The sequence below is a fragment of the Microbacterium sp. P26 genome, from assembly GCF_023712585.1.
Lineage (GTDB): Bacteria > Actinomycetota > Actinomycetes > Actinomycetales > Microbacteriaceae > Microbacterium > Microbacterium algihabitans_A.
Window position 1 is genome coordinate 274733 of record NZ_JAMAXZ010000003.1, and the last position, 19222, is coordinate 293954.

Annotated in this window: 15 protein-coding genes and 1 tRNA gene; 8 read left to right on the plus strand and 8 right to left on the minus strand. The window is 70.2% G+C overall.

The genetic code is table 11. From position 1 onward, the window contains the following. Positions 1 to 5: 5 nt before the first annotated feature. On the plus strand, positions 6 to 380 hold the full coding sequence (locus M3667_RS07830; RefSeq protein ID WP_251507072.1) for a tRNA-dihydrouridine synthase: 375 nt from the start codon (positions 6 to 8) through the stop codon (positions 378 to 380). Next, positions 380 to 1684: a glutathionylspermidine synthase family protein gene (locus tag M3667_RS07835; RefSeq protein ID WP_308196441.1), complete on the plus strand. Its 1305-nt coding sequence runs from the start codon at positions 380 to 382 to the stop codon at positions 1682 to 1684. The genes M3667_RS07830 and M3667_RS07835 overlap by 1 nt, the downstream gene beginning before the upstream one ends. A 50-nt stretch (positions 1685 to 1734) precedes the next feature. Here the strand turns inward: M3667_RS07835 and def are convergent, their stop codons facing one another. After that, on the minus strand, positions 1735 to 2301 hold the full coding sequence (def, locus tag M3667_RS07840; RefSeq protein ID WP_251507074.1) for a peptide deformylase: 567 nt from the start codon (positions 2299 to 2301) through the stop codon (positions 1735 to 1737). Between the two features lie 41 nt (positions 2302 to 2342). Here def and M3667_RS07845 point away from each other — a divergent pair, with 41 nt between their 5' ends. From M3667_RS07845 to M3667_RS07860, 4 genes are all read left to right on the plus strand, one after another. After that, complete coding sequence (locus tag M3667_RS07845; RefSeq protein ID WP_251507076.1) at positions 2343 to 3308, plus strand: DMT family transporter; 966 nt, start codon at positions 2343 to 2345, stop codon at positions 3306 to 3308. 11 nt (positions 3309 to 3319) lie between these two features. Then, a complete protein-coding gene (locus M3667_RS07850; RefSeq protein ID WP_251507079.1) occupies positions 3320 to 4255 on the plus strand; it encodes an isoprenylcysteine carboxylmethyltransferase family protein in 936 nt (311 codons plus the stop codon). 55 nt (positions 4256 to 4310) lie between these two features. After that, a tRNA-Ile gene (locus tag M3667_RS07855) sits at positions 4311 to 4384 on the plus strand. 109 nt (positions 4385 to 4493) lie between these two features. After that, positions 4494 to 5360: a zinc-ribbon domain-containing protein gene (locus M3667_RS07860; RefSeq protein WP_251507080.1), complete on the plus strand. Its 867-nt coding sequence runs from the start codon at positions 4494 to 4496 to the stop codon at positions 5358 to 5360. Here M3667_RS07860 and M3667_RS07865 read toward each other — a convergent pair. Together M3667_RS07865 and M3667_RS07870 are read right to left on the minus strand one after the other, a co-directional pair. After that, positions 5352 to 5732, minus strand: a complete 381-nt coding sequence (locus tag M3667_RS07865; protein WP_251507082.1) for a hypothetical protein — start codon at positions 5730 to 5732, stop codon at positions 5352 to 5354. The two genes, M3667_RS07860 and M3667_RS07865, sit on opposite strands and share 9 nt — an antisense overlap. 377 nt (positions 5733 to 6109) lie before the next feature. Further along, positions 6110 to 7198 (minus strand): substrate-binding domain-containing protein, encoded by a 1089-nt coding sequence (locus M3667_RS07870; RefSeq protein WP_251507084.1) that lies wholly within the window; start codon positions 7196 to 7198, stop codon positions 6110 to 6112. 222 nt (positions 7199 to 7420) lie between these two features. Here M3667_RS07870 and M3667_RS07875 point away from each other — a divergent pair, with 222 nt between their 5' ends. After that, positions 7421 to 12814, plus strand: coding sequence for a fibronectin type III domain-containing protein (locus tag M3667_RS07875; protein ID WP_251507085.1), 5394 nt, complete (start codon positions 7421 to 7423; stop codon positions 12812 to 12814). 103 nt (positions 12815 to 12917) lie between these two features. Here M3667_RS07875 and M3667_RS07880 read toward each other — a convergent pair whose 3' ends face one another. From M3667_RS07880 to M3667_RS07890, 3 genes are all read right to left on the minus strand, one after another. Then, on the minus strand, positions 12918 to 13736 hold the full coding sequence (locus M3667_RS07880) for an SDR family oxidoreductase (RefSeq protein ID WP_251507087.1): 819 nt from the start codon (positions 13734 to 13736) through the stop codon (positions 12918 to 12920). 185 nt (positions 13737 to 13921) lie between these two features. After that, positions 13922 to 14947, minus strand: a complete 1026-nt coding sequence (locus M3667_RS07885; protein ID WP_251507089.1) for a CNNM domain-containing protein — start codon at positions 14945 to 14947, stop codon at positions 13922 to 13924. Next, positions 14944 to 16338 (minus strand): hemolysin family protein, encoded by a 1395-nt coding sequence (locus tag M3667_RS07890; RefSeq protein ID WP_251507091.1) that lies wholly within the window; start codon positions 16336 to 16338, stop codon positions 14944 to 14946. The genes M3667_RS07885 and M3667_RS07890 overlap by 4 nt, the downstream gene beginning before the upstream one ends. Before the next feature lie 291 nt (positions 16339 to 16629). Here M3667_RS07890 and M3667_RS07895 point away from each other — a divergent pair, with 291 nt between their 5' ends. Continuing rightward, the gene (locus tag M3667_RS07895) at positions 16630 to 16968 is read left to right on the plus strand and encodes an ATP-dependent DNA ligase (protein WP_251507094.1); all 339 of its coding nucleotides are present in this window, start codon (positions 16630 to 16632) and stop codon (positions 16966 to 16968) included. A 3-nt stretch (positions 16969 to 16971) separates the two neighbouring features. Here M3667_RS07895 and M3667_RS07900 read toward each other — a convergent pair whose 3' ends face one another. Beyond that, positions 16972 to 18411 (minus strand): HAMP domain-containing sensor histidine kinase, encoded by a 1440-nt coding sequence (locus tag M3667_RS07900; RefSeq protein WP_251507097.1) that lies wholly within the window; start codon positions 18409 to 18411, stop codon positions 16972 to 16974. Continuing rightward, the gene (locus tag M3667_RS07905) at positions 18408 to 19079 is read right to left on the minus strand and encodes a response regulator transcription factor (protein WP_251507099.1); all 672 of its coding nucleotides are present in this window, start codon (positions 19077 to 19079) and stop codon (positions 18408 to 18410) included. Before M3667_RS07905 ends, M3667_RS07900 begins: the two co-directional genes overlap by 4 nt. Positions 19080 to 19222: the final 143 nt, after the last annotated feature.

Sequence of the window (19222 nt, forward strand, 5' to 3'; positions counted from 1 at the left end):
TCTTCATGCACACGGCCGCTCGTCGCCGCGCCTCGCGCACCGTGACCGTCGGAGTGGTGGCCGCTCTGGCCGCGAGCCTCACCGGATGCGGACAGGGCTCCAACGTGTCGGAGGACTACGCGCAGATCTGCCGCGACAACTCCACCGAGAAGCGCCTGCCCGACGACGACTGCAACAACCACGGCGGCAGCGCCGGCTGGTACTACTACGCGCTCGGCTCGAGCAACCGGACGGTTCCGGCGGTGGGTCAGACCGCGACGGGCGGCACCGACACCCTGCCTTCCGGCAAGACCGCCGCCCGCGGCATCTCCAGCGAGGGCGCGAGCGTGTCACGCGGCGGCTTCGGCGGCTCGGGCTCCGACGGAAGCCACGGCGGCTGATGCGCCGCATCGAGCTCGACCCGCGCCCCGACTGGCAGCGCACGATCAAGCAGTCCGGCCTCATCTACTCGCGCTCGGTGCGCGACGACGGCTCCGCGGTCGAGTACTGGAACGACGGCGCCGCCTACGTCTTCACCCTGCCCGAGGTCGAGCAGCTCGAGCGCGAGACCGAAGAGCTGCACCGCATGAGCCGCGAGGCCGCCCGCTACCTGGCGACCGGAGCCCTCGGACACCTCGGTCTCACCCCGCAGGCGTTCGAGCTCGCCCAGTGGTCGCTCGAACAGGACGAACCCGACGTCTACGCCCGCTTCGACCTGGCCTACGCCGGCGACGGCAGCCCCGCGAAGATGCTCGAGTACAACGCCGACACCCCCACCGGCCTCATCGAGGCCTCGGTCACCCAGTGGTTCTGGTTGCAGGACCGCCTGCGCACGGGAGCCCTGCCCGCCGACACCGACCAGTGGAACGGCCTGCACGAAGCCCTCGTCGAACGCTGGCGCACTCTGCTGCACCGCTCGCTCAGCGAGGGCGAGGGCGGGCGCCTGTTCGTCGCCCACTCCGACGCCGACATCTACGGCGAAGACTGGGACACCGTCGCCTACATGCGCGACCTCGCCGGCGAGGCCGGGTGGGAGCACACCGGCATCGAGATGAAGGACATCGGCTGGCATCACGGCGCCCGCCAGTTCGTCGGCGTACCCGAGCCGTGGGGCTCCTCGCGCAGCATCCAGGCCCTCCCCGGAGACGAACCGGGCACGCAGTACCCCGTCATCCGCAATCTGTTCAAGCTCTACCCATGGGAAGACGTCGTCTCGGGCGACGACCGCGTCGTGGGCGACCAGGAGTTCGGCGCCCTGCTCATCGCCGGGCGCGGGCTGTTCGGCCGGTGGTACGAGCCCGCGTGGAAGATGTTCCTCTCGAACAAGCTCCTACTCGTCGCCCTCTGGCGGCTTTACCCCGACCACCCGAACCTGCTGCCCGCCTACGCCGACGGCCCGAACGGCCTGACCGACTTCGTCGTCAAACCCGTCTTCGGGCGTGAGGGAGACGGCATCCGCGTCCATCGCGCCGACGGCAGCGTCACCTCGAACGGGCAGGAGTACCGCCGCGAGGGCCTCGGCCGCGAACGCGTGTGGCAGCAGTATCACGAGCTCCCCGACTTCCCGGGTGCGAACGGCAGCAACCACCCGGTGTTCGGATCGTGGGTGGTGAACGACGAGAGCTACGGCGTCGGCATCCGGGAATCCGACGGACCGATCACCGACTACTACTGCCGCTTCGTCCCCAATGTAATCGAGGGCTGACGGGCGAGGTTCCGGATGCCGGCTCCCGGCCGGTCATCGCGCGCGAGCGCTCACGCCTCGATGTCGTCGACGCCCGGGGTCCACGACGCGCCGGGCTTGCCCCACTTGCGCTTCTTGGCGATCTTGGCGACCACCCGGGAATCCTCCTCGTCGAGACGGTCGACGTACAGGATGCCGTCGAGGTGGTCGAACTCGTGCTGCAGAATGCGCGCACGCCACCCCGACACCTCGACGCGCACGGCGTTGCCGTCGAGATCGGTGCCCGTCATGAGCGCCGCCTCCGAGCGGCGCAGCGGGAAGCGCTCGCCCGGGAACGACAGGCACCCCTCGCTCTCGTCGTCAGGGTCGGGGTAACCGGGCTCGAGCGGGCGGATCCACAGCTCCGGGTTGATCACCACGCCCCGCCAGGGCTGCCCCTCGTCGTCTTCGTACGTGTACGTGAAGATGCGCAGGCCCACCCCCACCTGCGGGGCGGCGAGACCGACGCCGGGGGCGGCGTCCATCGTCTCGAACATGTCGGCGACGAGCTGACGCACCTCATCGGTGATCGCGTCGACGCGGGAAGCGGGAGCGTGCAGCACGGGGTCGCCCATGATGCGGATCGGGAGTACGGCCACGTCACCAGCCTATCCAGCGGGCGTGCGGCTATCGTCGGAGGGTGACTCCGCTCGATGCAACTCTCAGCGACGGAATCGACCAACTCGTCGGTGTCTTCCGCGACCCGCGCATCCTTCTCGGAATCCCGCTCGCGCTGCTCGGCGCCGTCTTCATGTCGTTCGGTGCGCAGTACCAGCACCGCGGCGTGCAGAAGGTCGAACGCCTCTCGGGCGGCAAGACCACCGGCGGCCTGTCGCGTTCGCAGCTCACCTCTCTGCTGACGCGGCCCTCGTGGGTGGCGGGCACGGTCATGCTGGGCCTGGCGATCGTGTGCCAGCTGTCCGCGCTGTCAGTCGCGCCGCTGATCCTGGTGCAGCCGCTGGGGGCCATCGCCCTCGTCATCACGACGGTGCTGAACGCCCGCGTCTCGGGCCAGAAGCCGACCAGGCAGTCGCTCATCGCGATCGCGCTGTGCATCGGCGGCATCCTGGTCTTCGTCACGATCGCGGCGTTCTTCGCCACCGAGCACGTCGTCACCGAGCGCGAACTGCTGATCATCCTCGGCATCCTGGCCGTGGTCGTCGTGGTGTTCGGCATCTTCTGGGTGCTCGTGCGCCGCCGCGCGCAGGCGCTGTTCTACATCATGGCCGCGGGCGTCATCTACGGCTTCGTGGCGACCCTCGCCAAGGTCGTCATCAGCCGCGCCCAGGCCGGCAACTTCGAGTGGCTCACGCTGCTGTGCCTCGTCGCGCTGCTGGCCGCCGTCGCCGTCGGCGCGTACTTCGTGCAGACCGCCTACTCGGTCGGGCCGCCCGACCTCGTGATCGCCGGCCTCACGGTGATCGACCCGATCGTCGCGGTGCTCATCGGCCTGCTCGTACTGGGTGAGGCCTCGACCGCTCCCGCGTGGGCGCTCGTCGGCTTCGTCATCGCCGGAGCGATCGCCACGTGGGGCGTGATCCAGCTCACCAAGCACCACCCGCAGATCACCTCCGACGGCAAGCCCGCCAAGCCCCGCGTGCACTGACGGGTCGTCACGTGCCCGCGCGTGGGATTCGCCGCCCCGCCGCCCTCGCGCGGGGGTACTTCGCGCTGCAGGCCGCGGGAGGCGCTGCCTGGTGGGTCGCCGTCTTCACGGTGCCGTTCGTGCGCGAGAAGACCCTCGGCGACCTCGACCCGGTGATTGTGGCGGCCTTCGACATCCCGCTCTTCGTCGTGGCATCCGCCCTCGTCGTCGTGCTGCCCGTGCGCAGCGCGCGGTGGGTGGCGGGCTTGGTCGCCGTGTGGACGCTGCTGGTGACGGTCTTGCTCGCGATGTACGCGACGATCACGACCCAGGCCGGGTGGGGCGTGGTCATCATGATCGCCGCGAGCGCCGGCTCTATCGGTGCGTTCGTGCTTCTCACCCTCGGCCGCATCCCGACCGAGTGGCTGCTGGTCGGGCCGTTCGCTTTCCGGCGCGCCCCCTCGCGGCCCTCGGCCCTGGTGCACGTCGTGATGACGAGTGGGCAGATCGTCGTCTTCTGGGGCCTGTTCCTCGTGGTCTTCCCGGTGGTCATCGCGGCGCTCGAACAGCGGTGCATGCTGTCGCTGCCCGCGCCCGGGGGCGTCCGGGTCGCGGGTGTCGTCGTCGTGGTCGCCGCGAGTGCCCTCGGACTGTGGTCGGCCGCGGCGCTGACCACGAAGGGCGACGGAACACCCCTGCCCTCGGCCGCCACCAACCGGCTCGTCATCGCGGGCCCCTACCGCCTCGTGCGCAATCCGATGGCGGTCGCGGGCATCGTGCAGGGCGTCGGGGTGGGCCTGATCCTCGGCTCGTGGATGGTGGTCATCTACGCCCTCGCCGGCTCGCTCGTGTGGAACTACGCGATCCGCCCCCACGAGGAGGCCGATCTGGTCGCGGCCTTCGGTGACGACTACGTCGCGTACCAGCGGGCGGTGCGGTGCTGGGTGCCGAGACTCACCACCCGCTGAACGTGTCGCGTCGTTGGGTAGCGCCCGACGGATGCCGGTAGGCTCGACGGCGCTGGGGGCGGTGGCCAAGCTGGTCAAGGCAGCGGGCTCATAACCCGACGATCGTGGGTTCAAGTCCCACCCGCCCTACTCAAGCCCTCCGCCTGGTTCGTCCTGAGCGGAGGGCTTTCTTCCTCGCCGGACCGTCCCGACGCCGGGCCGCGCCCCGATGTCGGAGCCCCTCGCTACCGTCGTCCGCGTGGCGGAACGAGTGCAGGCCTGGTGGGCGCGACGGCAGTGGTCGAAGGGGGCCGACGTGCCCTATGCCGTGGGGTCGTATCGCGAGTCGTGGGCGGCGTTCCCCGCGCTGGTGCGGCAGTACCACCCCGACCTCAACGCCGGCATCGCGCTCAGCCAGGTGCCGCCCGCCGCCGACGTGCTGCTGCTGTGGCAGTGCGACGCGGGGCACCGCTTCGCCGCGACCCCCAGCGAACAGCGACTGCGACCCGGGCGCGAGAGGCGGCGCAGCGCGTGGTGCCCCGAGTGCAGCGAGCAGGCGAATCCGACGCGCACGGCGGCCCTGCCCATGCGAGATTCCGTCATTACCCCCGCCGTCACCGCGAACGCCGTGCTGCGCCCGCGTCGGGCCCGGCAGGCAACGCCCGTGTGCGACAAGACGCCAGCGATCCCCGTCGGTGAGGCGTTCGTCTCGCCGTGTGCGCCGAAGCCCGCGTCGGCCGTCGAAGACCGACTGCGTGCCGACCTGCACGAACGACTCGCCCTCACCCCGGGCCTCAACGCCGTGCGGGTGGCGCGACCGTTCTTCCAGCACCTCGAGGTGTGGCCCGACCTGGTGTTCCCCGAGCTGCGCATCGCGGTCGAGTACGACTCCATCGGCCGGCACGGCCTCGAACACGTCGGAAAGCGCGAGCAGGCCGACCGCCGCAAAGACCGAGCGCTGCGGTCCGCGGGGTGGGAGGTCGTGCGGTTGCGCACCGGAAAGCTCGAACCGCTCGGCCCCTACGATCTGCAGCTCGCGAGCTACAACCGCGGGGCGCTCGATCGGCTCATCGAGACGTTCCGCGGCATCCGGGGGTCACTCCTCGTCGACGCCTACTCACGATGAGGTGCGGTGACGCCCTGAGGCGCGATCCCACTCGAGCGAGCGGAACTGCAGGTAGGTGCACAGGCGAGCGGCGTCGAGCACCACCGAGGCCAGCCCGCCGAGCTCGAGAGCGCTCATGGTCACGTCGCAGTCGCGCGAGGGGATCGTCAGCTCCCAGAGCGGATCGTCGAAGCCACGCGGCTGCATGTAGACCCACAGGGCCGAGCCCTTCGGCCGCATGATCACCAGGCCGGTGTCCAGCTCGTCTTCCGCGTCTTGCGGGGCGACGTCGATGCGGGCGCCGTTGAGCGTCGACGTCTGCAGGTAGTCGTCGACCCACGACTGGAGAAGTCCCCGGCTGCGCCGCGGGGGGAAGCCGGCATCTGTGCTCACCGGCCCATCATCGCACCCCCGCGGGATGCCGCCCGGTGGGCCGGTCAACGTCGGTTCGACGCCGTACCGAAACGGGGCACTCCTCATGCACCGGGGCGGTCGCGGAACGCGCCCCTGCACGCACCGGGCCCAGGGGCGGCGGCCGAGGGAGCGGGGGCCCTCCCGGCCCCGCTTCGGGTCCGGGGCCAGGAGGGGCGGACGAACCGTCGTCCGCATCGCCAGGTTAGGGGCCGGATCGGCCGACTTGAGCGACCGGGGCGAATCTTCGGCGCACCTTGCGGCGACCCCGCCCGGTCGGCCGGAGAGCGCAGTCGGTTGCGCGAATCCTGAGGGTCCGGTGCGCGTGGCGTCTCCGGCCGAGAGCAGTTCCCCGCCGATCAGGTCGATTCGCGCGTGTGCAGCACCGGCAGCACGTACGTGCGCTGCACCGGGCGGCTCGCCCCCTCGGTCAAACGCCCGACCATCGTCTCCACCGCGAGACGCCCGACGTGCTGCTTCGAGGGGCGCAGGGCCGTGATCGGCGGTTCGGCGCTCTCGGCGACCTCGTCGTCGTAGGCGAGGACCGCGAGATCCTCCGGAACATGCCACCCGTGATCGCGCGCGTATTGCTGCACGAGCACCGCCTGCGGGTCGGAGTGCACGAGCAGCGCCGTGGTCCCGGTCGCACGGCACTGCGCCAGCAGGTCGGCCACGACCCCTTCGCGGGCGGGCGCGTCGAGCGCGTCGAGCGAGGCGTCGACGTCGACCGGGCACTCGAGCCCGAGTTCGGCGATCGAGCGCTCCCACCCGCGTCGCAGCTGCGACGAGGTGGGCGAGCCGGCCGAGGTGAGGATCCCGACGCGGGTGTGTCCCCGCGCCGCGAGGTGGTCGGCCGCGAGCGACCCACCGAAGACGTGATCGGTCGTGACCCATTCGAGCTTGGTGAGGGCGAGGGCGGATGCCGCTCGGCGTTCGGCGAGCACGACGGGAAGCGGAAGCGACTCGAGCCAGTGCAGGAACGCCCGCCCGTCGGCGCCGGTGGTCTCGGGCGCGACGATCAGGCCGTGGAGGCTCCCCGAGTCGACGAGCGAGGCGATCTGCCGTCTTTGGTCGGCCACTGAGTAGCTCGCGCCGCGGAGCACGAGCTGCACGCCGAGCTCGGTGGCGGCGGCGCGGGCGCCGACGATGATGTGGGGCCAGTAGTAGGTGAGCGAGGGAGTGACCATGCCGACCCGGAAGCGGATGGGCGCCGACGTCCGCGCGTCGGCGGGAACGCTGGTGTCGAGCCGGCTGCGCAGCGTCGCCCCGCCGTGCACGCGCGTCAGGAGCCCGCGGTCGGCGAGGTGGCCGATGTCGCGTCGGATTGTCAGCTCGGCCACGCCGAGGTCGCGGGCGAGGTCGGCGACCCGAACCGATCCGGTGCGCCGCAGCTCGTCGAGGATGCGTTCGCGGCGCGACAGCCCGAAGGGCGGAGAACCTGCGCTCATGATCGGACAGCGTAGGGCGATGTACGTATGGATTCAAGAATGATCGATCGTGTTCGTTTCGCTTCCGCTCGACGTAAACGGTGACCGACGATGTGGGCGGGCACACGGGCGTGCCCCCGCAGCGATCGGAACGGACCGACGCCGCGCCCCCGTCGAAGGAGACTCCCCATGGTCACGGCACCGATCCCCCCGGTTCGACCTCATCCCCGTCGCCCAGGCCGCGTGGCGGCGGCGGCCGCGCTCGTCACCGCGACGATGGTCGGCGCGCTTCTCATTCCGACCGCGGCGCAGGCGGCGGGGGCCGATCCGGTCACTGTGACCGTGCGCGGCACCGACGTGGCCGCGGCTGCGAAGAACGTCAACGGCCTGACTTTCAAGGGCTTCGGCGTGCTCAGCGCGAACTCCACGAGCGCCCTGCTGCTGGACTACAAGTCGCAGCATCCCGAGAAGTACTGGGAGCTCATCGAGACGCTGTTCGGCGGGGACTTCCCGATCATGAACACCGTCAAGATCGAGATGGGCAACGACCGCAACACCTCGACCGGGCCCAATGCCTCGACGATGCGTTCGCGCGACGAGTATCCGAACGTGCTCCGCGAGCCCGGATTCCAGCTCGCCGCCGACGCGAAGACGGTCGCGCACGGCCCGGTGCACGTGAGCATCCTCCGCTGGAACCGCCCGACGTGGGTGAAGAACAATCAGGACCAGTACGTCTGGTTCAAGAACACCACCCTGGCCGCGTACCGGCAGTTCGGCTACATGATCGACTCGATCAACCCCGATGCGAACGAGACCTCCAACCCCGACCTGCAGCTGTACAAGGACTTCTCGGGGTGGCTGCGCACCGACACCACGGGCTACGAGGGCGCCACCGCGGGCGACCCGAACAATGGCTTCGCCTCGGCGACCGAGCGCGACCTGTACACCTCGATCCGCACGATCGCCGGCGACACGGTCGGCACTCCTCCGGTCGCCCTGGGTGACGGGATGACCGGCAGCGACTCCTCGCTGCGTGACGCGGTCGACATCGTCGGGTTCCACTACAGCAGCGCCGACGACCGCAACGGCAACATGAAGAAGATCGCCGAGCAGCTCGACCGCGAGGTGTGGAACTCTGAGGGCCAGTCGACGTTCTCCAACTCCGCCGACCGCCCGAACAACACCAACAGCAACGAGCAGGGCGGGGTGGGCACCTCGATGGGCGGCCCCGGCAGCGCGCTCGAGATGGGCAACTGGGTCACCACGGGTTTCTCGGCGTCGCGCCGCACGCTCAACATCTTCCAGCCCGCGATCGGGTCGTTCTACGACGGCTTCCAGTACTCCTCGAAGGAGCTCGTGAACGCGCGCGAGCCCTGGTCGGGCTGGATCTCGTACGACGGCGGACTCGCGGTGCTCGAGCAGTTCACGCAGTTCGCGAAGCTCGGGTGGGAGAACTCCGACAACACGGCCGGCATCTGGCGGGCGATCCCGCAGGCCTCGGGCAGCGAGCTCGGCACGGGCAACCCGCCCAGCGGTGCCCGCGCGGGTGGGGCGTCGTACACGACCCTCGCCGCCCCCGACGGTGCGGACTTCTCGACCGTCATCGTGAACGACAGCTCGTTCAGCAAGACCTACCGCGTCGCCGTCGACGGGATGCCGCTGGGCGACGACAAGACGCTCGAGGTGTGGGAGACGCGCGCGGCCGATGCGGGGCAGGCGGCGGATGCCAACTACGTCCGTCCCCTCGCCGAGATGGCGCCGGCCGCCGACGGGAGCTACACGGTCACCGTGAAGGCCTGGTCGACGGTGACGGCCACCACGCTCGATCACGCGGAGACACGTGCCGGGGTGGTCTCACCGCGCGAGGGCTTCGGACGCACCGCCCCCGCGACGACGGAGTACACCGCGTCCGACGGCGGCCGCAACGTTCTCGACACCGACTCCACCGGCAACGTCAACGGCGTGACCGACGACGCGTACCTGTACGCCGACGACTTCGACTACCGCGGCACGGGCGACATCCAGGGCTACGACCCCGACACGCGCACCCTCGTCGACAGCGGCGAGGGCTATCTCTCCAGCAGGGGAGCGGCCGACAAGCCGTCGGGCACTCCGAGCGTGCAGGCCGAGGATCAGAGCGCGACCCCGCGCTACAGCAACGACACGAACGGCGCGTTCGAGTCGGTCGCGACCTCCGACGCCGCGCACGGGCGCGTGCTGCGCCAGCAGATCGGTTCGGGTATGGCCGGCGGCGCCTGGAACGGCGGCGACCCTAAGACGACCATCGGCGACGCGCGGTGGGCGAACTACGTCGTCGGCGCCGACGTGATGTTCGAGGCCGACGGGGCGCAGTACGCCACCATCGGTGCCCGTGAGCAGGGCGGCACCGCGAACGGTCAGGCCGTGTCGGCGGCCGAGCTGCGCGTCGAGCCCACCGGGGCGTGGTCTTTCCAGCGCTACGGCACGGTGCTCTCCACCGGCAACGCCTCGGCGACGGCGGGCGTCGACTTCCGCACCGGCGCGGGCGAGTGGAACCGCATCGCCGTGGAGGTCGCGGGCGATGTCTACACCGCGCAGATCAACGGGGTCGACGTGGCTTCGTACACGGATGCCGCGCCCCAGGCGACCGGACGCATCCAGCTCGGGTCGAGCTTCACCTTCGTGCGCTTCGACAACCTCACCGTCGAGACGGTGCCCGGCTACACGCCGTACTACACCCAGATCATCGACGGCATGCACCAGACCAGCTGGAGCGACACCTCGGCATCCGTTCTGCGCTTCGACGACGAGTGGAGCCACGTCAACGGCCAGGGCATGTTCGAGTGGCAACGCACCGCCTCGAAGAGCACCCGGCAGGGCGCCACGATGGCGTACACCTTCGAGGGAACCGGTCTCGACATCATCGGCACCAACTCGGGCGCTCCGACCCTCGACGTCATCGTCGACGGCGAGCAGCTCGTCGCCGCTGCGCCGACGCTGGCCGCGGGCAGCGAACGCACCGCGTACATGCTGCGGGGGCTGCGCAACGGCACCCACACGGTCGAGGTGCGCACCGCCAACGCCGACGCGCTGAACGTCGACGCGGTGGGAGTCGTGACGGCGAACGCCGACGCGAGCAAAGTCGACACCACGGCTCTGGCCGCGCGTGTGGACACGGCATCCGCCCTCGACGAAGACGAATACAGCGTGGACTCGTGGGCCAGGCTGCAGTCGACCCGCGACGCCGCTCGCGACGCGGTCGCCGATCCGGGTGAGTACGGGCTCGATGCCGAGGGCGCCCGCGCTCTCGAGGCGCGTCTGAGCATCGCCGTCGATCAGCTCACCCCGCGCGACGTCAGCGACGACGTGAAAGACGTCGGCACCCTGTCGATGACCCTCCCGGGTCGGACCCTCCCCGCGACGGTGTCGCTCGAGGGCGCGGATGCCGCTGTCACCTGGACCGCGGGTTCGGCGACCGCGGCCGGCTCCGCTGCCGAGCTGAGCTCGTTCACGGCGACGGGACGCACCACCGAGAAGACCGCGGCGGGTGTGTACCAGCGCATCACCGCGACGGTGCTGACCCTCCCGGCCGATCTGACGTACTTCATCGATTCCGGTTCGTCGGGTGCGGCCGCCGGCTCGGCGTTCGCCACCGCAAAGGCGGCGTTCCCCGACCTGCGCAACGACAGCGCCGACCAGAAGTGGGACGGCAGCAGCACGGCCGCGACCTGGGGCTACGCGACCTCCGCGACGACCGTTGCGGCCGGTTCACCCACCGACTGGGGCTCGTCGTACGTCGGCGCCGACTTCACCAAGCCGATCGTCTACAGCCTCACCCTGCCCGCCGGCTCGTACAACATCGTCGCCGTGCAGGCTCCGCGGGCGGGCCTGACGACCAACGTCTACAGCAAGGTGCGGGCGCCCGGGGCCGCCGAGACCACGCAGTCCGCGGTCTCGAACGGCGCCGCCACCCCGGTCGCGCAGCGGGTGAACGTGTCGGCCGACGGCGTGGTGCGTCTGGAGTTCGGCACCACGGGCACCTCGGGCTACAACGCCCGCCTCGCCCTCGTCTACGTGCAGGCTCTTCCCCGCGATCTCGGCGTGGTCGGCACCCTGGAGGCCGACGACGAGCTGCCCGCGACGGTCGCGGTCGACGGCGTCGACAAGGCCGTGACCTGGGATGCCGACTCGGCCGCCCAGAAGCGCACCGCGCTGCGCAAGCTCGTGCTCACCGGTCGCTTCACCGAGGGCGGACAGAAGGTCGTCGCCGCCTACGAGGTGATCCCCGCGGGGCTCGTGTACTACATCGACTCCGGAACGGGCACGACCCCCTCGCCGCAGTTCACCGCGGTCCAGAAGGCCGTACCGACACTGCGCAACGACAAGGTCGATCAGGTCTCGACCTCCGCCGATCAGTGGGGATACGTCGCCGACGGCATGAAGGTGAAGGGCTCGACCGACATCACCGACAAGTTCTCGACCGGTCTCTATCAGGACACCACCCGGCTCACCTACCGTCTGCCGCTGCCCGCGGGGCAGTACACGCTGACCGGTGGCTTCACCGAGTGGTGGGGTCTGAACCGCACGATGAACCACACCGTGTCGGTCGGCGGAACCGAGCTCGCCAAGGGCAACGTGCCGCTGACCGGGGTGAGCGGACCGCTCACCGGCGACCTCACCTTCACCCTGAGCGAGGCGGCGACCGTCGACTACGTCATCACCAACGAGGGCGCGGGCAGCGAGAAGCCCGTCATCTCGTGGCTCGCCGTGAAGGACACCACCCGCGCGACGGCGCCGCAGAACGTCTCCGCGACCGCGGCGTCCGACACGTCGATCACCGTCGCGTGGGAGGCCCCCGCTCAGACGGGTGCCGAGCTGTCGGGGTACCGGGTCTACGAGGCCGGCGGCACCGAGCCCGTGTGCGAGGTCGCCGAGGCCACGTGCACGCTGTCCGACCTCGCGCCGGGCTCGGCTCACGCTTTCGAGGTGGCGGCCGTCAACGCCGTCGGCGAGGGCGACCGTTCGGCCGCGACGCCGACGATCACCCTGCCCGAGGTCCCCTCGAACGACGGGGCCACCGCGGCACCCGGCACGGGCGTGCTCTCGTCGAACGACGGCTGGGACACGGGCCTGAAAGACGGCACGTTCCAGCTGACGATGAACCTGTGGTGGGGCTCGAACGGCTCGCTCTTCAAGCTCTACCGCGACGGCGAGCTGGTCGCGACCATGCCCCTGACCATGTCGACGCCGAACGCGCAGAAGAGCGTCGTCGAGATCGCCGGGCTCAGCAACGGCACCTACAAGTTCACGGGTGAGCTGGTGAACTCGAAGGGGACGACGGCGACCAAGCCGCTCACGGTGACGGTGACGGATGCCGCTCCCGGCAGACCCGTGCTCTCCTCTGACAACAGCGACCGCGACGGGGCGTACTCCGTGACGGCCAACCTGTGGTGGGGCACGAACGCCACCTCGTACCGCCTGCTCGAGAACGACGTCGAGATCGCGTCGGGAGCGCTCGCCGCGGCGACACCCGCCGCGCAGAAGGTGGTCGTGCCCGTCACCGGCCGGGCGATCGGGACGTACACGTACACGATCGAGTTCGTGAACGCCGGGGGAGTGACCACGAGTACTCCGCTGAAGGTGGTCGTCGCGAAGTAGTGCGACGCGAGATCGCCCCGCGGCTGCCTGCTCAGGCGTCCGCGGGGCGATCTGTGCGCATCGGGGCTCGTCCCGTACACCGGGGCGGGCCCCGCACGCGGGGTTACGAGCCGTGCGCCTCCTCCGACACCGGCTGCCACTCGCGCCAGGTCTTCAGGCGCGACTCGTAGTCGCGTTCGGCGATGCCGAGGGGCGCCTTGCCGAAGAAGATGCGCAGCGGCGGGTTCTCGGCATCCACCACCTTCAGAATGGCGGCACGCGTGGCCTCGGGCTTTCCGGGATCGGCGGCCGACGGACGCTTCGCCGCCTCTTCGCGCACCGCCTTGTAGGCGTCGATCTCGTCGCTGCGCTTGGCGGACGGGCCCGACCAGTCGGTGGAGTATCCGCCGGGCTCGATGAGGGTGACGTGGATGCCGAAGTCGGCGACCTCCTGCGAGAGCGACTGCGACAGCCCCTCGAGGGCCCACTTCGACGCGTGGTAGGCGCCGACGGTCGGGAACGCGCTGATGCCGCCGATGCTCGACACCTGGATGATGTGGCCCGAGCCCTGCTCGCGCATGATCGGCAGGGCCGCCTGGGTGACCCACAGGGCGCCGAAGAAGTTCGTCTCGAGCTGCGCGCGCACCTCGTCTTCGGTGAGCTCCTCGACCATGCCGAAGTGGCCGAAGCCGGCGTTGTTGATGACCACGTCGAGCGCGCCGAACTTCTCGTGCGCCTTCCGGATCGCGTCGACGTCGGCCGCGCGGTCGGTGACGTCGAGCTGCAGCGCGAGGAACGTGTCGGGGTAGGCGTCGACGAGCTCCTGCACGTCGTCGAGGTTGCGGGCCGTTCCCGCGACGTTGTCGCCGCGCTCCAGGGCCGCCTCGGCCCATTCGCGGCCGAAGCCCTTGGACGCGCCGGTGATGAACCAGGTCTTGCTCATGAGTGTCCTCCGAAGAGATGAGGGGGGTGAACGCGAGCGACGGTACGCCGCGTTCCCCCGCCGCTCTGACGGCTTGACACTCCGCCGCGAGCGGTCGTGCTCGCGCTCGCAACGGTTCGGGGCGGAATCCTCACCTTGGGGCGCGAAAAACACGCCCCGAACGGAGAGTTCCGCCCCGAATCCCGCTATCGCGCGGCCACCGCCGCGACCTCGCCCGGCCCGGGCAGGATCTCGCGCAGCAGGTCGTCGACCGTCACCACGCCGAGCAGTCGCTCGTCGTCGACGACCGTCGCCAGCTGCACGCGACCGCGGCGCATGCGGGCGAGGGCGTCGTACGCGGATGCCGTGGGCTCGAGCACCAGCGGTTCGCGGGCGATCTCGAGGGCCGGGGTCGACGGGTCGACGGCCAGGGTGTCGCGCACATGAGCGACGCGCGAGCTCGCGCCCGCCCCGACCAGGATGCGCAAGTGCGTCGACGAAGCAGCGACGACCTGGATGTCGGCCGCCGTGGCATCCGCCGGAACGGCCGTGGGGGAGCGGTCGGTGCGCACGATGTCGCCGACGGTGAGCGTGCCGAGGGCGATCGCCTGCGCGATCGGCTCGGAGTACTGCTTTTCGAGCGTTCCGGCCTGTCGCGAGTGCGCGACGAGCTCGCGGATCGTGTCGGCGTCCTGCCCACCGGCTGCGGCCTTGTCGACCGGCTCGACACCCGAGGCCTTCACGAGCCGGTTCGCGATGTGGTTGATCCACAGCAGGAACGGGCGCAGCGGCCAGGTGAGGGCACGGGCCAGGATGCCGGTGGCCTTCGCCGCCGTCTCGGGGTGGGCGATCGCCCACGACTTCGGCGCCATCTCGCCGATCACGAGGTGCAGGAAGGTGACCACGATCAGCGCGAGCATGAACGCGATGATGTCGGCCAGCACGTAGGGCAGGCCCCACGCCTCGAACACGGGCGCGAGCGCGTAATCGATGGCCGGCTTGGTGACCGCACCGAGCAGGAAGGTGCAGGCCGTGATGCCGAGCTGCGCGAACGCGAGCATGACGGTCAGCTCGTTCACTCCGCGCAGAGCGGCGCGGGCCGACGCGCTGGTCGCGGCTTCCTCTTCGAGGCGGTGGCGGCGAGCGGCGAGCAGCGCGAACTCGACGATGACGAAGAAGGCGCTCGCGACGATGAGCGCGGTGGTGATCAGGGCCACGGTCCAGCCGTTCATCGGGTCACCTCCTCGTCGCGGGTCGGCTCTTCGACCGCGTCACGGTCCACCTCGTGCAGCTGCACCCGCAGTTGCGAGGGCACGTGCCGGTCGACGGCGACCACCTCGACGGCGAGCCAGCGGTCGATGTCGAGCCCCTGAATGGTCTCTCCGGCCCGCTCGGGCAGGTCGATGCGCACGACGCTGCCCACGGCGGGGAGGTCGCCGTGCGCGTCGATCACGAGCCCGGCCACGGTCTCGATGTCGCTCTCGGCGAGGTCGTGCCCGATGAGACGCTCGAGTTCGTCGAGGTGCAGGTCGCCCGGAACGTTCCAGGCGTCGTCGCCGACGGACGAGACCTCGCTCACCTCAGCGTCGTGCTCGTCGGAGAGCTCGCCGATGACCTCCTCGGTCAGGTCTTCGATGGTGAGGATCCCGTCGAAGTTGCCGTACTCGTCGACCACGCAGGCGAGTTCGTTGCGCGAGCGTCGCATGCGGTCCAGGGCCACCGGCAGCTGCATCGAGGTGGGGATGACGACGGCGGTGCGCATGACGGATGCCACGGGGGCGTCGTCGGCGGGCTGTTCGCGCAACAGGTCGATGAGCTCGACCACTCCGACGGGGGAGTCCTCGTCGCCGATCACGGGGTAGCGCGTGTGGCCGGTGGCCATCAGGGCGCGTACCTCGCCCACGGTCGTGTCGGGGGTGACCGAGTCGACCTGAGAGCGCGGCACCATGGCGTGTTCGACGTCGCGCTGGGGGAAGTCGAGGATGCGGTCGATGATCATCGACAGGTCGTCGGGCAGGTCGCCGCTCTGGCGCGATTCCTCGATGATCGCCTCGAGGTCGCGCGCGGTCGCGCTCTCGTCGACGTCTTCGAGCGGCTCGATGCGCAGCAGGCGCAGCAGTGCGTTGGCCGCCAGATCGAACACCGTGATCAGCCAGCCGAACATCAGCAGGTAGATGCGGGTGGGCACGGCGAGGGCTCGGGCGAGGGGCTCGGGGTTCGCGATGGCGAGGTTCTTCGGGTACAGCTCGCCGAAGATCATCGTCACCACCGTCGCCAGCAGCAGCGCGCCGACGGTGCCGATGAGCACCGAGACGGTCGGGTCGACGCCCACTCCGCCCAGCAGCGTGCCGATCGACTGACCGATGAGGGGTTCGGCGACGTACCCGATCAACAGGCCGGTCACGGTGATTCCCAATTGGGCACCCGAGAGCATGAACGATGTGCGCTTGGTGATCGCCAGAACGCGCTTCGCCTGCGCGTCGCCCTTTTCCGCTCTCGCGGTCAGACGCGAGCGGTCGACGGACATGTAGGCGAATTCCTGCGCGACGAAGAATCCGCAGGCGACGATGATCGCCAAGGTCACGATGATCCCCAACAGAAGCGTCAGGGCCGCAGCCAGCATCAGATCTCACCCCCTCTCCGGAAGAGGGGGCTCGAAGATCGGCCCTCCTGGTCGGTGGAGGTGCGGTGAGGGCTCACGGGGTTGTCTCTCTCGTGGGTCGGTGATCACTGATCTCTTCGACTTTATCGAGCGAAGCAAAGCCGATTCTGAGGATTCACCTCGATGATGGAGAAAGGGATACACCGTAAGTCCAGATCGGTGCCACAATGGTCGGGCCCCCATTGCTGCGCTTCCCGGCGCGGTCCCCCACGCAACACAGGTGCGATTCGTCGCGCCGGAAAAGGACCAGTAATGGGACGCCTCATCTACCGCGACCGTGCCGCGTTCGACATCGACGATCGCATCCTTGCCCACCTCCGCATCGTCGTGATGAACAAGCTGCGACGCAACGAGGGATTCATGCTCCAGCTGCCCGTCAACGAGGGCGTACGGCAGGCGAGTCTGTGGATCCACGCCTCGAACGCCCTCGTCATGCAGTTCTACGGCGGCCGCGAGCCCGTGATCGATCGCGCTCTCGTCGATCAGATGATGCACGACGCGAGCGGAGCCGACGGCCTCACGCTGACCGCGGCGGGCATCGCCCCACAACCCGCGCCGGCTCGTCAGCCTGTGGGCCGGCAGGCGCACTGACGCTCAGGCGAGCGGGAGCACGACCTCGAACCGGGCTCCCGCCGCCACCGGCACGCATCGCACGTCGCCACCGTGTGCGCGGGCGATTCCGCGCGCGATCGGCAGCCCGAGTCCGACACCGGCCGCCGAGGTGCGCGAAGAGTCGAGCCGCACCATCCGGTCGAAGATGCGCTCGCGCTGATCCACGGGCACCCCGGGTCCGTCGTCGCTCACGGTGACCACGGCGACGTGGTTCCGGATGCCGAGCTCCAGCGTCACCGCACCCGTTCCGCCCGTCGCCCGCGCGGCGTTCTCGACGAGGTTCGACAGCACCTGGCCGATACGGCCCACGTCGATGCGGGCGGGGACCGCGGCATCCGGAAGCTTCTCCTCCACGCGCATCGAGGGATGCACGAGGGGGATCCGTTCGGCTTCGGTGCGCACGACCTCCTGTAGGTCGACGTCGACCCGTTCGAGTTCGAGCCCGCGGTCGACGCGGGCCATCGTGAGCAGGTCGTCGACGAGGCGCGACGCACGCGCCGCCTCGCGCGCCACCTGTGTCGCGAGCACCTCGCGCTCGGGCCCGTCGAGATCGGCGCGCACGAGAGTGTCGGCAGCGGCCCGGATGCCGGCGACCGGCGTGCGCAGCTCGTGCGCCGCGTCGGAGAGGAAGGCCCGCAAACGCGCCTCGGCCTCGCGCGCGGTCTGCTCGGCTCCCACGACGTCGTCGAGCATGTCGTCGAGGGCCGTCGCCACGCGTCCGATCTCAGTGTCGGGGCGCGTCGGCCGCAGACGCCGCTCGCGCTCGCCCGCACCGATCGCCCGCGCGACGTCGGACACGCGGTCGAGAGGTCGCAGACTCCGGCGCACCACGATCGTGACGGCACCCGCAGCGATCACGAGAACGCCCACCGAGGCGATCGCGAGGATCCAGCGCACCTGCGCGAGCGTGTCACCGACACCGACCGCCGACGCCGTGAGCGTGAGGGTCGAGCCATCGCTCAACGTCGACTGCAGCGTCACCAGCTGGTCGTCGCCCGAGAGCGCCGAAGCGGTGACGGTCACGTCGCTCGAGGCGCTCGGCTGCGGTTGCGACCGTTGCCCCGGACTCCCTCCGGGTCCGCCGCCCGGGCCCGGAGGAGCGTCGCGCAACTGCTCGGGGCTGGGTCCCGCCACGACCGAGTCGCCGCCTGCACTGTCGATGCGCACCGCGAGTCCCTGATCCGACAACCGCTCGGCGAGGTCGGTGTCGTCGACGACGCCCACGAGAGAGGCGGCCGCGGCCGCCCGGTCGCGCAGGCGGTCTTCGATCTGACCGCGCAGGCGCGCTCCGAGGGCCACGTCGACGACCACAGCGAGCACGACCAGCAGCACGGCCACCAGCGCGAGCACCGCGACGATCGTGCGGCGGCGCAGCGATCCGGTGCGCAGGGGAGCGCCCTCACGGGCGACGGCGGCGCTCACGCGGCACTCAACCGATAGCCGAGGCCGCGCACGGTGTGGATGAGGCGCGGACCGTGCTGCTCCATCTTGCGGCGCAGAGCGCTCAGGTGCACCTCGACGAGGTTGGGGTCGTAGTCGTCGAATCCCCACACCTGCGTGAGGATCTGCGCCTTCGACAACGTGCGGCCCCGACTGTCGGCGAACAAGTGAAGCAGACGGAACTCCGTGGCCGTCAGATCGAGCAACGCTCCCGCTCGATGGGCCGTGGCGGCATCCGGATCGACGACCAGATCGCCCACTGCGATCGTCTGGGGCAGGCGCCCGCGACGGCGCAGCACCGCCCCCGTCCGCGCGACCAGCTCGGCCATGGTGAAGGGCTTGACCACGTAGTCGTCGACCCCCTCGGCGAATCCGCGCAGGCGATCGTCGACCTCGTCGCGCGCCGTCAGCATGATGACGGCGGTGTCGCCCGCGGTGTGGATGACGGGCAGCAGCCGGATGCCGCTGGGCCCGGGCATCATCCAGTCGAGCACCACGAGATCGGGGCGGAAGGCGGCCAGCCGCTCCGAGAGATCGAGGCCGTCGGGTGCGGCGTCGACGACGTAGCCGTCGGCGCGGAGGGCGACCGTGACGGCGGTGCGGATCGTCTCGTCGTCGTCGAGGACGAGCACGCGGGCAGGAGCAGACATCCGCCCGACGCTACGGCCCGGCGCTGAACGGGCGTTATGGCTTGCGTATGCGATGCCCCGACCCTCACCGACTTCAGGTTCGCTTCAGTCCCGCCGCGAAATGTGGAACTCGAGCCGGTGAACGCCACCGGCGGAGAGCGAGA